At 63.4% G+C, this 14155-nt stretch carries 9 protein-coding genes; all 9 read left to right on the top strand.

What is annotated here, in order from left to right:
• Positions 1-64 precede the first annotated feature (64 nt).
• The 9 genes from ASD75_RS16855 (at position 65) to ASD75_RS16815 (ending at position 14152) form a co-directional block, all read left to right on the top strand.
• The gene (locus ASD75_RS16855) at positions 65-1372 is read left to right on the top strand and encodes a L,D-transpeptidase family protein (RefSeq protein WP_156401042.1); all 1308 of its coding nucleotides are present in this window, start codon (positions 65-67) and stop codon (positions 1370-1372) included.
• Positions 1369-1950, top strand: coding sequence for a peptidylprolyl isomerase (locus tag ASD75_RS16850; protein ID WP_056747078.1), 582 nt, complete (start codon positions 1369-1371; stop codon positions 1948-1950). The genes ASD75_RS16855 and ASD75_RS16850 overlap by 4 nt, the downstream gene beginning before the upstream one ends.
• Positions 1951-1979: 29 nt before the next feature.
• The gene (locus ASD75_RS16845; protein WP_056064668.1) at positions 1980-2486 is read left to right on the top strand and encodes a peptidylprolyl isomerase; all 507 of its coding nucleotides are present in this window, start codon (positions 1980-1982) and stop codon (positions 2484-2486) included.
• Positions 2487-2568: 82 nt separating this feature from the next.
• Positions 2569-3369, top strand: a complete 801-nt coding sequence (locus ASD75_RS16840) for a UDP-2,3-diacylglucosamine diphosphatase (protein ID WP_200947615.1) — start codon at positions 2569-2571, stop codon at positions 3367-3369.
• A gap of 46 nt (positions 3370-3415) precedes the next feature.
• Positions 3416-4261, top strand: a complete 846-nt coding sequence (locus ASD75_RS16835) for a zinc-dependent peptidase (protein WP_056747076.1) — start codon at positions 3416-3418, stop codon at positions 4259-4261.
• 269 nt (positions 4262-4530) lie between these two features.
• Positions 4531-6636 carry an SBBP repeat-containing protein gene (locus ASD75_RS16830; protein WP_056747075.1) on the top strand — a complete coding sequence of 702 codons (2106 nt, stop codon included), beginning with the start codon at positions 4531-4533 and terminating at the stop codon, positions 6634-6636.
• A gap of 426 nt (positions 6637-7062) precedes the next feature.
• Positions 7063-8919 carry a hypothetical protein gene (locus ASD75_RS23775; protein WP_235511653.1) on the top strand — a complete coding sequence of 619 codons (1857 nt, stop codon included), beginning with the start codon at positions 7063-7065 and terminating at the stop codon, positions 8917-8919.
• 696 nt (positions 8920-9615) lie between these two features.
• Positions 9616-11781 carry a hypothetical protein gene (locus ASD75_RS16820; protein ID WP_162251094.1) on the top strand — a complete coding sequence of 722 codons (2166 nt, stop codon included), beginning with the start codon at positions 9616-9618 and terminating at the stop codon, positions 11779-11781.
• A gap of 148 nt (positions 11782-11929) precedes the next feature.
• A complete protein-coding gene (locus ASD75_RS16815; RefSeq protein ID WP_056747072.1) occupies positions 11930-14152 on the top strand; it encodes a hypothetical protein in 2223 nt (740 codons plus the stop codon).
• Positions 14153-14155 lie beyond the last annotated feature (3 nt).

Here is a 14155-nt window from a genome sequence, read left to right as displayed (position 1 = left end):
CCTCCGATGCGGCGCCTGCGCCTTCCGCGCGGGCTTTTTTTTTGCCCTGACAGTCAGCTGATAGATGGTTTGCATGTTTGTGCCCCTGACCAACGCAGGCCGCAGGGCAGCATCCGCGGTGCTGTTGCTGCTGGGCCTCTCGTTGGCCACGCCAGCCCTGCCGCAGGGTGCCAAGGCCCGCCGGGCGGCTGCTGCGCATGCGGCATCCACCACACCCCCGGTGGCGCCCACACCTGCTGAGCTGCGCGATGGCCAAGCGGAGACGCGCCTCATGGCGGTCTACAAACTGGTGGCCGAAGGCCGGGGTCGCGAGGCGCTGGCCCAGGCCGAAAGCCTGGCGCGCGACTACCCCAATTTCCAGCTGGCGCAACTGGCGGTCGGTGACCTGCTCATGTCGCGAACCCGGCCACTGCGGCATATGGGCGATGTGGCCCCTGAGCCGGACTCGGCCCGCAGCATCCAGGCCGCTGCGGCACTGGCCGAACTGCGCGCCGAATCGCGCCAGCGTGTGGATGCACAACGCAGCCGCCCCCCGGTCAATGCCATCCCCGCACAGTTCCTGGAGCTGTCCCCTCGCTCGCGCCACGCGATTGCGGTAGATACCTCGCGCTCTCGCCTGTATCTCTTTGAAAACACCGCCCAGGGCCTGCGGCTGGTGGCCGACTACTATGCCTCCGTGGGCAAGCTCGGCATCGAAAAAGAGGTGGAGGGTGACCAGCGCACACCGCTGGGGGTGTACTTCATCACCAGCCGCCTGGACCCGGCCAAGCTCAAGGACTTCTACGGCGCGGGCGCCCTGCCCATCAACTATCCCAACCCCCTGGACCAGAGCCGGGGCAAGACGGGCAGCGGCATCTGGCTGCATGGCACGCCGCCCGACCAGTTCTCGCGCGCGCCACTGGCGACCGACGGTTGCCTCGTGCTGGCCAACCCCGACCTCGAACGCATCCTGCGCACGGTGGAGCCCCGCTCCACCCCCGTGGTCATTGCGCGCCAGTTGCAATGGGTGCAGCCTCACAGCGTGGCGGCCGACCGCAAATCGTTCGAAGCGGTGCTCAACGCCTGGCGCACCGCCAAGACCGAGGGCGACATGAAGCGCCTGCTGGGCTTTTATGCGCCCGACTTCCAGAGCTACCGCAAGAAGCCGCTGGAGGAATGGACCCAGGTGCTGCAGGCCGAGGCCCGCGCCCTCAAGGGCCGGGAACTCCAGCTCAAGGACAAGTCTTACCTGCGGTGGACAGACTCGGCCGACACCATGGTGGTAACGTTCGGCGAAGTCGCCGAAGGCGCCCGCACAGGCCCGGTCAAGCGCCAGTACTGGACGCGCCGCGGCCAACAATGGCAGATCTTTTTCGAAGGAGTGATTGGATGATTTCCAGAAGAAATTCGACGTTAGCGCTAGCAAGTATTGCCCTGGCTGCTATGTTTACAGTAGCACCCGTACAGGCGCAAGATGCCCCCAAGGTCAAGCTGGCCACGTCGATGGGCGACATCGTCGTGCAGCTCGACGCCGCCAAGGCCCCCAAGACGGTCGAGAACTTCCTGGCCTATGTGAACAGCAAACACTACGACGGCACGATCTTCCACCGCGTGATGGACGGCTTCATGATCCAGGGCGGCGGCTTCACGGCTGACATGCAGCAAAAGCCCACCAAGGCCCCCATCCCGCTTGAAGCCAAGAACGGCCTCAAGAACGACACGTACACCATCGCCATGGCGCGCACCGGCGATCCCAACTCGGCCACTTCGCAGTTCTTCATCAACGTGAAGGACAACGGCATGCTCAACGCCCCCAACCCTGACGGCCACGGCTACGCCGTGTTCGGCAAGGTGGTCGAAGGCACCGCCGTGGTCGACAAGATCAAGGCCGTAGCCACCGGCAACAAGGGCGGCCACCAGAACGTGCCCACCACCCCCATCACCATCAACTCCGCCACCGTGGTGAAGTGAAGCGCCCATTTTTTGAAAGAAGCAAAGCCATGAGCAACCCCCAAGTCGAACTGCACATCGCCGGCTACGGCGTCATCACCCTCGAACTCGACGCCGCCAAGGCACCCAAGTCGGTCGAGAACTTCCTGGCCTACGTGAACAAGGGCCACTACAACAACACCATCTTCCACCGCGTGATCCCCGGCTTCATGGTGCAAGGCGGCGGCTTTGAGCCCGGCATGACCCAAAAGGGCACCGACGCGCCCATCGAAAACGAAGCCAACAACGGCCTGAAAAACGCCAACTACACCGTGGCCATGGCCCGCACCAGCGACCCGCACTCGGCCACCGCCCAGTTCTTCATCAACGTGGCCGACAACGGCTTCCTGAACCACACCGCACCTTCGGCCCAGGGCTGGGGCTATGCCGTGTTCGGCAAGGTCGTGTCGGGCACCGACGTGGTGGACAAGATCAAGGCCGTGAAGACGGGCCGCAAGGGCTTCCATGACGACGTGCCGAAGGAAGACGTGATCATCGAGAAGGCCGTCGCCCTCTGAGCATGGCATCCCCCTGTGGCGCTGCGCGCCCCGCTGAGGCCACACCAATGTCGGCCGCCCATTGCAGGCCGCAGCGCAAGGGATGAACCACCCAGCCCCCCCCGTGACCACGACCGTGCCCCGGTTCGAGGAGCTTGTCGCTCCCTCGCATTGGCGCACGGTCGATTTCATTTCAGACCTGCACCTGCAGGCCAGCGAGCCCGCCACGGTGGCCGCATTCCAGCAGTATCTGGAAGGCACGACGGCAGACGCCCTCTTTATCCTGGGCGACCTGTTCGAAGTGTGGGTGGGCGACGATGCCATGAGCGAGCCCGGCAGCTTCGAAGCCCGGGGCTGCGCCCTCCTTCGGGCCGCCGCGCAGCGCCTGCCGGTGTACTTCATGCATGGCAACCGCGACTTTCTGGCGGGCCCTGCCTTCCTGGCTGGGTGCGGCATCACCGGCCTGGCAGACCCCACAGTCCTGGTCTTTGGTGGCCAGCGGTATGTCCTGAGCCACGGCGACCTGCTGTGCCTGGACGATGTGGACTACCAGCATTTTCGCCTGCAGGCCCGCAGCGCCGCCTGGCAGCAGCAATTTCTGACCCAGCCTTTGGCCACGCGCCGCGTGCAGGCGCGCGGCATCCGCCAGGAGAGCGAGGCGCGCAAGCAGTCGGGGGCCACGTACGCCGATGTGGACAGCCCCGCCGCCATCGCCTGGCTGCAGGCCGCAGGCGCCCACACCCTCATCCACGGCCACACCCACCGGCCAGCCGACCATGTGCTGGCTCCGGGTCTGCAACGCGTGGTGCTGAGCGACTGGGATGCCGCAGCATTGCCCCCCCGGCTGGAAACACTGCGTTTGTCCAGCGCGGGCTTGGAACGGCTGCCCCTGGCCCCCAAGTAACAGCGGTCATGAACTGAGCGGGCCCACCTCCCGCAGCCCGATCGCCATGCCCCCCTTGCTCAACCGCCTCTGGCGCCGCGTGCGCGCCACCGTGGCCCCGGTACCGGACATCTCTGCCACGCTGTGGCTGCAGACCATCCAGCGCTACCCGTTCCTGGCCGCGCTGTCGCTGCACGACCAGGCCAAGCTGCGCGTGCTGAGCGCACTCTTTTTGCACCACAAGGAATTCCACGGCGCCCATGGCCTCACGGTGACCGACGCCATGGCCATCGACATTGCCGCGCAGGCCTGCCTGCCCCTGCTGCACTGGGGCGACCCCGCCAAGGCGCTTGGCTGGTACGACGATTTCGTGGGCATCGTGCTGCACCCCGGCGAAGCCGTCGCACGCCGCCAGACAATGGACGAAGCGGGCGTGGTGCACGAGCACACCCAGGTGCTGCTGGGCGAAGCCATGGAGCGCGGCCCCATCATGCTCAGCTGGCAGCATGTGAGTAACGCCACAGAGAACACGGCGCGCGGCCACAACGTGGTGGTGCACGAGTTCGTGCACAAGCTCGACATGAAGAACGGCCAACCCAACGGCTGCCCTCCCCTGCCTGCAGGCTTCATGGGCACACACACCGGCCGTGCGGCGTATGAGGCGTGGTGGGCAGCCTGGGAGCCCGCCTACGAACAGTTTCGCGAACGCGTGATCATGGCCGAGCGCTTCGGCGCCGAACGGCCCTGGCTGGACGCATACGGCGCCACCTCGCAGTCCGAGTTTTTTGCTGTGGCCTGCGAGGCGTACTTTGTGAATCGCGAACGGTTTGCCAAGGAGTTTCCGGGGTTGATGCCGGTGCTGGATGCGTTCTTCGCAACGCAAACAACGCCAACCCATAAGACCATGTCTTGACCCGTTCCCCTCCCATTTGCGCAGTCTGTTGCACTTGCATTTCGTTACCTCCAACTGCGCCCACTCGTGGACTAGACTGGGGCGGCTTTCAATGAGTCCAAACAATAGTCCTGACACGCAAGGAAGGGAAACCGGAGTTTATGCAACGTAACGTTTTCAAGAGTCGGCCTGCGCTGGCCCTGCTGCCCGTCACCGTCGCACTGCTGGTTTTGTCTGCGTGTGGAGGAGGCTCCTCCGATACGCCAGCCCCCCCAACCCGCCCCGCGACCATGTCGCTGCTCGCAGGCAGTACCGATGGTCTGGGTAACCAAGACGGTGCTGCAACTGTGGCACGCTTTAGCAAAGACATCAAAGGACTGGCTGTGTCGCCGTCCGGTGATGTGGTGATCGCTGACGCGGGCAACAACGCCATCCGCAAGATTTCCACAACGGGGCAAGTCAGCACGGTCGCGGGCGGCGGCGTGACAAACATCAGCATCTATGCCACCCCCATCGTGAACTACGCGGATGGCACTGGCACGGCAGCCCAGTTCGGCGCGCCCGAAGCCGTGGCAGTGGACAGCGCAGGCAACACCTACGTAGCGGACACGAAAAACCACGTGGTGCGCAAGATCGATGCTGCGGGCAAAGCCACAACCCTGGCCGGCCAGCCGGGAAAATGCGGCAATGCCGATGGGTCGGCACCGGCCGCGACCTTCTGCAATCCATCAAGCATCGCCGTGGATGGCGCAGGCACCGTGTACGTGGCCGAGATGGGCAGTGCCAATGGTCGAATTTCCCAAGTCTCGGGCAATCCCATCCGCAAAATCAGCGCTACCGGGGAAGTGACTACGGTGGTCTTCAAAGCCAGCCAGATGCCAAGCCGGCAACACTTTTCGGGCGGTGCCTACGTCTACTTCTACATACCCGTGCGCCTTGCCGTCGATGCCGGTGGGACGCTCTACGTAGCGGATCCCAACGATCACGTCGTGCGCAAGTTCGAACCGAATGGCCAGGTCACAGTGCTGGCTGGCACAGTGAGTGAAAACAACGCAGGCTACATGGACGGCGCGGGGACAGCCGCCAAGTTCCACAGCCTGGATGCCATTGCGCTGGACCGCCAGAACCAAGCGTATGTGTTGGACGGCGATGGCGTCAACAAACGGATCCGCCGGGTCGGCAGCGATGGCACTGTGTCCACAATCGTGCAGTCCCCCCGATGCAGCATGTTTGAAACCCTGGGCCAAAGCCCCTGCTCGGCAACTCACCTGGCCGTTGATGCTGCCGGCGGCCTGCTGGTGAACGAATTCGGTTCAATGGACGGCAGCGCCTACGTTACCTACTCCTCGGTCCGGCGGTTTACCGCCGACGGGCTTACATCCAGTGTGGTGGCAGGTTCACTCTCCGGCTTTGGAGCCCTCGACGGCACGGGCGGCGCTGCGCGCTTTGCACTGCCTACCGGACTGGCCTTCGGCAAGGGCGGCACGCTGTACGTGGCGGACAGCCTCAACCACACCCTTCGCACCATCTCTGCCGAGGGGGTGACGCGCACTCTCGGTGTGCCGACCCAATCCTGCTATCGCGCTGAGCCCGGCAGGGTCACCGAAACCAGCTTCTGCTACGTAACGACGCTGGCGCTGGACGGTGCTGAAAACCTCTATGTACCCACCGGCAACAGGATCATGAAGGTCACGCCCGCCGGGGACGTGAGCCTCCTCGTCGACCTGACGGCCTGGGTCTACAGCCCGGGCGGGGCAGGCTACGACCAGGTGCAGGGCATCGCCTTGGACAGTGCCGGCAACGTGTATGTCGCGATGGAAACCAGCGGGGTCATCTTCAAGATCAGCCCCACCGGGCAACCTGTGGTGTTCGCGGGCAGTCTGCATGTACGAGGGCATGCGGACGGGCAAGGCAGTGCCGCACGGTTCTCGGCCCTCGGCAACATGACGACCGACGCTAGCGGCAACTTCTACGTGGTCGACGGCAAGGACTACCCAAGCCAGGGTATCGGCCCGACCGTGCGCAAGATCACGCCCGAAGGCGTGGTCAGCACCATCGCGGGCAAGGCGGACGCCGCCCCCGGCTGGGTGGACGGTGCCAGGGACGTTGCACGTTTCAGGGTTGCCGACGAACCTCTCATATCTTCGCTGCAGAGCGCCCAGTTGGCGGTGGACGGCTCAGGCAATGTGTATATCACCGACCCGATCACCAGCGTCATCCGAAAGATCGCGGCGGCCGATGGTCAGGTCAGCACGCTGGTGGGCCAGCCGGGGCGCTACGGTTTCACCGCGGGCCCCCTCCCAGGTATGGTCAACCGCCCCGTGGGTATTGCGGTGCGCAACTCCACGCTGTACATCTCGATGCCCAACGCTGTGGTGCAGGTGCACTTGCCGTGAACGCACCGCATGTCCGATGAGAGGTTGGTATTCGCTGTGACTGCGCAATCAGCGAGCATTTGAGGCCCCAGCACGTTTCTATCCGTGGCACCGCTCTGGCGATCCCGACACACGTCTTCAACGGGCTGATGGCCATCCTTGCCAAACTGCGATCCAGGCGCAGATTTGTAGGGAAGTTATATGCAAAGCAAACCATGCACTCCAGACCGAGGTCGCTGGAGGCTGCTTGCCTCGCTGGCAATCCCTGTGCTTGGATCCTGCGGCGGAGGTTCCAGCGATACACCAGCCCCGCCACCGCCGCCCGCCACGGGCCTATCCTTGTTGGCAGGCAACACCGATGGACCGGGCAACCAGGATGGGCCGGCCTCTGCCGCCCGCTTCAGCCTCTCGGTCCGCGGCCTAGCTGTTGCACCTAATGGAGACTTGGTGATAGCGGATGCCGGCAACAACGCCATCCGCAAGCTGTCTACCGCAGGGCAGGTGAGCACACTGGCCGGGGGTAGCGATGTATTGCCACAGATACCCGTTGCAACGCCCGCCGCGAACCACTCGAACGGAACGGGTGGAGCTGCAAAATTCAAGGCGCCTCAAGCGGTGGCTGTGGACGCAGCGGGCAACACCTATGTGGCAGACACAGACAACCATGTCGTACGCAAGATCGATCCGGCTGGCAACACATCCACCCTCGCAGGTCAGCCAGGGGTGTGCGGCAACACAGATGGATTCGGCTCTTCGGCAACGTTCTGCCTACCAACAAGCATCGCAGTAGACGGCTCAGGCAACGTGTACATCTCTGAGAGCATGGGGCTCAACGGCATCACCGGCAACCCCATTCGAAGAATCACGGCGGCGGGTGCCGTCAGCACCGTGACTTCCAAGGCAAGCCAAAAGACAAGCCGGATTCACTTTTCAGCAGGTACATACATTTATTTTTATGCGCCTGTTCGCTTGGCCATCGACACCTCAGGCACCCTTTACGCAGCAGACCCAAACGACAAGGTCATACGTAAATACTCTCCTCAGGGATCGGCAACAATCGTCTCCGGCACGGTGGCCGAAGACTACGGATACCACTATGCCGATGGACCGGCCAACGTCGCCAAGTTCGGGACCATGGACGCCATTGCCCTTGACAGAAAAGACCGGCTGTACGTGCTGGACGCAGGAATCGGTGGAAAGCGTATACGCCGCATAGAAAGCGATGGCTCCGTATCCACCGTTGTGGGTCCGACCCCCTCCTGCGACGATTCAAATGCACCATACTTATGCTGGGGTCAGGATCTTGCAATCGACGCTTCTGGTAATTTTTTGGTGAACGAGTCGCCATCCATCACTGGAAGTCCGATTCAGCAATACTCGCTCATCCGCCGTTTCACCTCCGATGGAGCATCTTCCAGTGTGGTAGCCGGTTCCACGACGGGCGTCGGCTTCGCTGATGGCACAGGCGCGGCGGCTCGGTTCTATATGCCATCGGGACTTGCCGCAGTCAAGGCAGGCAAGCTGTATGTAGCGGACACTGGGAACAATGTGATCCGCGTTGTTTCACCCACAGGGGTCACTCGTACCCTGGGAGCATCGGGCAAGCCTTGCGCGTCATCGGGTGGTAAGGTTTTCGAATTGAGCGTCTGCTTTGTTCAAATGCTGGCGGTAGACGCCGCTGAAAGCCTCTATGTGCCCAATGCCGCCCGCTTCGTCAAAGCGACACCGGCCGGCGATGTCGTTTTGGTAGCAGATCTTGCTGCCCTGATGTACGACCCGCAGATGCGAGCCAACGACAACATCGCAGGCATCGCTGTCGACAGCGTTGGTAACGTGTACGCGGCGGCCGCTTCGGGGAGTGCCATTGTCAAGATTCCCCTGGTTGGCGAGCCTGTGGTGTTTGCAGGGGCCCTGCGCGCATTGGGGCACGCCGATGGACAAGGGAACACCGCCCGTTTTTCCAGGCTCGGCGACATGGCCATCGACTCCAAAGACAACCTGTACGTCATCGACGGCATGGGTGACGATAACAGTGTTGGCCCCACCGTGCGCAAGATCATGCCTGCCGGAGTGGTCAGTACCATCGCTGGCTCTGCGACCGAAGCACCGGGCCTGGTGGACGGGAGCCGTGCAGATGCCCGCCTGACGGTATCTCAGCCTGGCTTCGGTTCAATGCAAAGTGCTCGCCTGAGACTAGACGACCAAGGAAATGTGTACGTCAGGGACTCCGTTCATAGTGTGGTGCGTAAAATTGCCGTCGCGGATGGCAGTGTGAGCACGCTGGCGGGGCAACGGACTCGTTAGGGTTTTACCCCCGGCGATTTGCCAGGCATGGTCAACCGGCCCGTTGGGGTTGCGGCGCAAGGCTCCACACTCTACGTGACAACGTCAAACGCGGTGGCCGCTATCAAGCTGCCCTGATGCCATTGCGGGGCCATACCGCCATCAGGAAGCGGGCTTGGCGATAAGCGAGCAGACAGGCCACAGTCGCCTGCCTCATCGACTCCCACGCGGCCGCCCATGCACAGCTTTGGCGCCAGCCTCCGGTGCCTAAGGTTATGCGAGGGCGACCTTCGGGTACCTGTGGCCTCATCTCCTCGGGCATTGCCCGTGCGCATCATGGATGCGTTGGGTGGGCCAGTCGCAGACGCAACCGACGCAGGTATGACACAGCTGCAAACGCTACCGATAGCCACTAGCCCCTGGGCTGGCCCGTTTCAGCGCGCTACGCGAAGCCTGCACCGTTGATGGCACATAGGGCAACGACCCGCTGCAGGCATGCCAAGTCTTGGTGAACGATATGCACTAACCAACTGTTACTTGGCAGTAGTAATACAAGCCCCATAGACTCGCTTCATTACATTTTTTCAGCAATCAATATTCATCCACGGGAGATTCATGGGGCACATCAGATCCAACGAACGACTGCGACGCATCAGCCTGCTGGTTGCGTTGGTAGCCACCACTGTCACCGCTTGCGGGGGGGGCTCTGGCGGCTCCGTGGAAACGCCTGCACCGCCGCCACCGCCGCCAGCCGTTCCGGCTACAGCCCTATCAGTCCTGGCTGGAGATCCCAATGGCGACGGCAATCAGGATGGCGCAGCGCTCAGCGAAGCCCGTTTCAACGTCGACATGGGTGGGATGGCGGTGACCACATCAGGCGACGTCGTCATAGCGGACACAGGTAACCATCGCATCCGCAAACTGAGTGCCACCCAGGACCAGATCAGCACCTTGGCCGGTGGTGGAGGTCCAGCACCTGAGGTTGGCGTCAATTTTGCCGACGGTAACGGCCCTGACGCACGTTTCCGCAGACCCATGGCAGTCGCCGTCGATGGGGCAGGAAACACCTATGTTGCCGATACAGGAAACAATCTGGTCCGCAAAATCAGTGCAGCGGGCAAAGTCACCACGCTGGCCGGTAAACCGGGCGTCTGCGGCAACCAAGATGGCCCCACTGGCATCGCGACCTTGTGCAATCCCAGCAGCATCGCTGTGGACAAGGCTGGCAATGTATTTGTGGCACAAGGTAACTCCGCAGCCAACGCCATTCGCAAGATTACTGCCGCAGGGGAAGTGAGCACGTTGGTCAGCAAAGCCAGTTTGTACGCAACCGCCCGGCCCGGTCCTTGGGGACCGACCTACTACTACGACCCTGTGCTCTTGGGGACCGACTCGACGGGAACGCTGTACGCCGCAGACCCCAACGACCACGTAATCCGCAAGTACACAGCCGACGGGCAAGCCACCTTGGTATCTGGTAACGCAACTCAGAGCAATGAAGGGGATTCGGACGGCACGGCTTCTGCCGCGCAGTTCCGCACCTTCCGCGCCATGGCATTCGACGCCGCAGACCACCTGCACGTCCTGGGCCCCGACAACACGGGCTACCCGACCATCCGTCGTATTGCAAGCGATGGCGCTGTGACGACGCTCTTTCGTGCGAAGTCTTGCACCACCCAAACTGGTTTAGCTGTGGGCGCCCCAGGAACTCTGTGTACTGCAGCCCAACTGGCCGTCAAGGCCAGCGGCGAGTTTCTCGTCACCGAATATGGGTACCACGATGGCTCGTACAGGTACGCACAGCTGCGCAGCTACACACCGCAAGGCACTTCCACCATGGTCGCGGGACGGCCTTCCGCCGAAGGTTCTGAAGATGGACAGGGTAGTAGCGCTCGCTTTGACCGGCCCGGTGCATTGGCCTTCAACCCATCTGGATCTCTGTACGTACGGGACAACGGCAACATGTGGACGCGGGACAAAGGAACCAACAACATCCGAACAGTGCAAGCAGACGGCCTGGTTCGCACGCTGGGCAAACCGGGCGGGCATTGCACGGCAGTCACCGGCCTGGCCAGCGAATTTCTGTCCCTTTCAGGTCCGACCAGTGGGTCCTTGGGGTACAACAGTGGCCCACTGGCCACCGACGGTGCTGGCAATCTGTATACCGTCCATGAGACGCTCGTCCTCAAGATGCGCAATTGCGAGGTGACCCTCCTGGCAGACCTGACGTCGCTGCTGACAACGTCCACTTACATATTCATGGGCTACAACGCATCCGGAATTGCGGCGGACAGCAAGGGCAATGTCTACGTTTCCACGCTCAGGGGCGCGATTTTCAAGATTGACACGAATGGCGCGGTCACGCTGTTCGCAGGTAGAGTTGCCACGGTAGGCCATGTTGACGGGCAAGGGGCCGCAGCACAATTTGCGGCGCCGGGCTACATGACCATCGATGCGGCAGACAACCTCTATGTGGTCGACGGCCTGTCCGATATCAACGTCAAAGTGGGGCCCACGATCCGCAAGATCACACCAGCCGGGCTGGTCAGTACGTTGGCAGGCAATCCCAACGCCGCTGCTGGCTACGCTGATGGCCCCGCGGCAACTGCGCAATTCACGGTGGGCTCCACATCGTCCGGTGAGACAGCCAGCCTAGCAGTGGACAGCAAGGGCAACGTGTATGTCACAGATCCGGTCAACAGCGTGATCCGCAAGATTGCCCCTGACGGTCAGGTCAGCACCTTGGTGGGGCAGCTCTGGAAGAACGGATTTGCAGCAGGCGATCTGCCCGGCATCATCAATCGCCCGGCCGGAATCGCGGTGCGCAATTCAATGATGTACATATCGATGCCGAACGCTGTGGTGCAGGTGCAGTTGCCGTGATCAACCCGCAGCCAGCTGCCGTGCACCGCGCTCGCGCTGGGCGTGCCGCAGCCATGGCGCCACCGCCAATCCTTGTGCAGTATCGCTGCGGCACGCTAGCCAGCGGCGGCGCCCCACCCGTTCATTGTTATTCCTGAGGTACGCAACCATGCCCGATGCATCCATGTGCAGCCGCCGTCGGCTGCCCCGCTCGCTCTGGGCCTCGCTGGCCATGTCTGCGCTGGTATCGTGCGGTGGAGGGTCAGGGGGTGATGCGCCGCCGCCGCCGCCTCCGCCTCCGCCCGCCACGCCCCTGGCGTTGCTGGCTGGCACTACCGAGGGGCCAGGAACACAGGACGGCCTGGGCACTGCGGCCAAGATCAGTACCGACAGCGGCGGCATGGCACTGGCACCCAACGGCGATGTACTCATTACCGACCCGGGAAACCAGACTATTCGCCGGCTAGCGCCCACCGGGCAGCTCAGCACCTGGGCGGGCGGTGGTCCCACCCGCAGCGACGCCAGCAGCGAAGGGCCGCGCTACCTGGATGCCGCGGGCACTGCAGCCCGCTTTAATGTCCCTCTGGCGGTGGCGGTGGATGCGGCCGGCAACGCCTACGTGGCAGACGCCGGCAACCACCTGGTGCGCAAGATCGATGCCGCGGGCAACGTCACCACGCTGGCCGGCAAGGTGGGCGTGTGCGGCAACGCCGATGGCACCGGTACGGCGGCCACGCTGTGTAGCCCGACCAGCATTGCGGTGGACCGGGAGGGCAATGTGTTTGTGTCCGAATGGGCTCCAACCTTGCAAGACATCTCCCAGACGCCGACAGGCAATCCCATTCGCAAAATCACGCCCGCAGGGGTGGTCACAACGGTCATCTTCAGGGCCAGCCAGTACGCAACTCCGGGCTTCGGGAGCTACAACCCAGACCGCCTGTACCCCGTCAACCTGGCGACCGACTCTGCAGGAACCCTGTACGCTGCAGACCCCAACGATCATGTGGTGCGCAAGTACGCGCCCAACGGACAGGCCACTGTGCTGTCGGGCACGGTGGCTCTCAATAACGCGGGCTACGTGGATGGAGCGGCTAGCGCGGCCAAATTTGGTGCATTGCAGGCCATCGCGATAGACCGCTCCAACCGAGTGTTCGTCCTGGACCGCTATGAGGGCACGCCCGTGCGCGAGATCGCGACCGATGGCTCCGTCACAACCGTGCGGCGCGCGGACAACTGCAGCTTTGGACCCAACATGCTGCCCCAACCCTTCTGTGCGGGCAAACATCTGGCGGTGGACGCCGAAGGCCGCTTCCTCGTCACGGAAAACGGTCCCTCCGACGCCTATCGAACGTATGCGGTTGTCTACCGCACTCCGCGCGCCGGCGCGCCCGACCTGCAGGTGGGCACCGCCTCGCTGGCAGGGCACACTGATGGCCGCGGCAGCGCCGCGCGCTTTGACAGCCCTGGCGCACTGGCGGTGGACAAGGCAGGCACGCTGTACGTGCGCGACCGCAACAACGCCGCGCTGCGCACCGTCACATCCGATGGCACGGTGGCCACCCTCGGCCGCGCCAAGAACCCGTGCGCACAGATGACAGGTCCGATCAACGACGTGGCCTTCTGCGGCTCGGCTCCGCTGTCCATCGATGGAGCGGGCAACATCTATTCTTTCGACTTCAAGCGCATCCTCAAGACAACCCCTGCAGGCAACGTTACTGTGCATGCCGACCTCTCCGCCCAGCTAGACGCGATACCGGGCTTTCTGCTGCAGGGACTGACTGGCATGGTCACCGACATTGGCGGCACCGTCTATGCGGTTTCCCTGCAGGGCGTGGTATTCAAGGTCACCCCGGCCGGCGCCGTCAGCGTGTTTGCGGGGAATCCCAACGCGCGCGGACACGCGGATGGTCCGGCAGCCTCGGCGCAGTTCTCGGCCTTGGGCCAGATGACCATCGATGCCGCGGGCAACGTCTATGTGGTGGACGGCCGCTATCACAACATCACGGGCATCGGCCCCACCGTCCGCAAGATTACGCCCGCCGGGGTGGTGAGCACGATTGCGGGGCGCCCGGACCTGCCGCCAGCGCTGGTGAACGGTCCGGTGGCCTCGGCGCAGTTGACCGTGGACACCGGCGCAGCCATCTCGGACTCCCACGCCTGGCTGGCCGCCGATGCCAGCGGCAACGTTTACGTGACCGATCCGCGCAACCGCGTGGTGCGCAAGATCGGCGCCGACGGCCAGGTGAGCACCCTAGTAGGCCAGCGCTGGAACAAGGGCTTCGCGGCCGGCCCGCTGCCGGGCTTCATCGACGAACCCACGGGCATCGCAGTGAATGGGTCTACGCTGTACCTCTCCACCTCAAACGCATTGGCGGCCGTGAAGCTGCCCTGACAC

The organism is Acidovorax sp. Root568 (genome assembly GCF_001427445.1).
Taxonomy (GTDB): domain Bacteria; phylum Pseudomonadota; class Gammaproteobacteria; order Burkholderiales; family Burkholderiaceae_C; genus Acidovorax; species Acidovorax delafieldii.
The sequence above is the reverse complement of the archived record's forward strand: the minus strand, read 5'-3'. Positions and strand labels throughout refer to the sequence as shown.

Bases quoted from the DNA above. Each gene is read 5' to 3' on its own strand.
- ASD75_RS16855 (WP_156401042.1), top strand. From the start codon at position 65: ATGGTTTGCATGTTTGTGCCCCTGACCAACGCAGGCCGCAGGGCAGCA.
- ASD75_RS16850 (WP_056747078.1), top strand. From the start codon at position 1,369: ATGATTTCCAGAAGAAATTCGACGTTAGCGCTAGCAAGTATTGCCCTG.
- ASD75_RS16845 (WP_056064668.1), top strand. From the start codon at position 1,980: ATGAGCAACCCCCAAGTCGAACTGCACATCGCCGGCTACGGCGTCATC.
- ASD75_RS16840 (WP_200947615.1), top strand. From the start codon at position 2,569: ATGAACCACCCAGCCCCCCCCGTGACCACGACCGTGCCCCGGTTCGAG.
- ASD75_RS16835 (WP_056747076.1), top strand. From the start codon at position 3,416: ATGCCCCCCTTGCTCAACCGCCTCTGGCGCCGCGTGCGCGCCACCGTG.
- ASD75_RS16830 (WP_056747075.1), top strand. From the start codon at position 4,531: ATGTCGCTGCTCGCAGGCAGTACCGATGGTCTGGGTAACCAAGACGGT.
- ASD75_RS16815 (WP_056747072.1), top strand. From the start codon at position 11,930: ATGCCCGATGCATCCATGTGCAGCCGCCGTCGGCTGCCCCGCTCGCTC.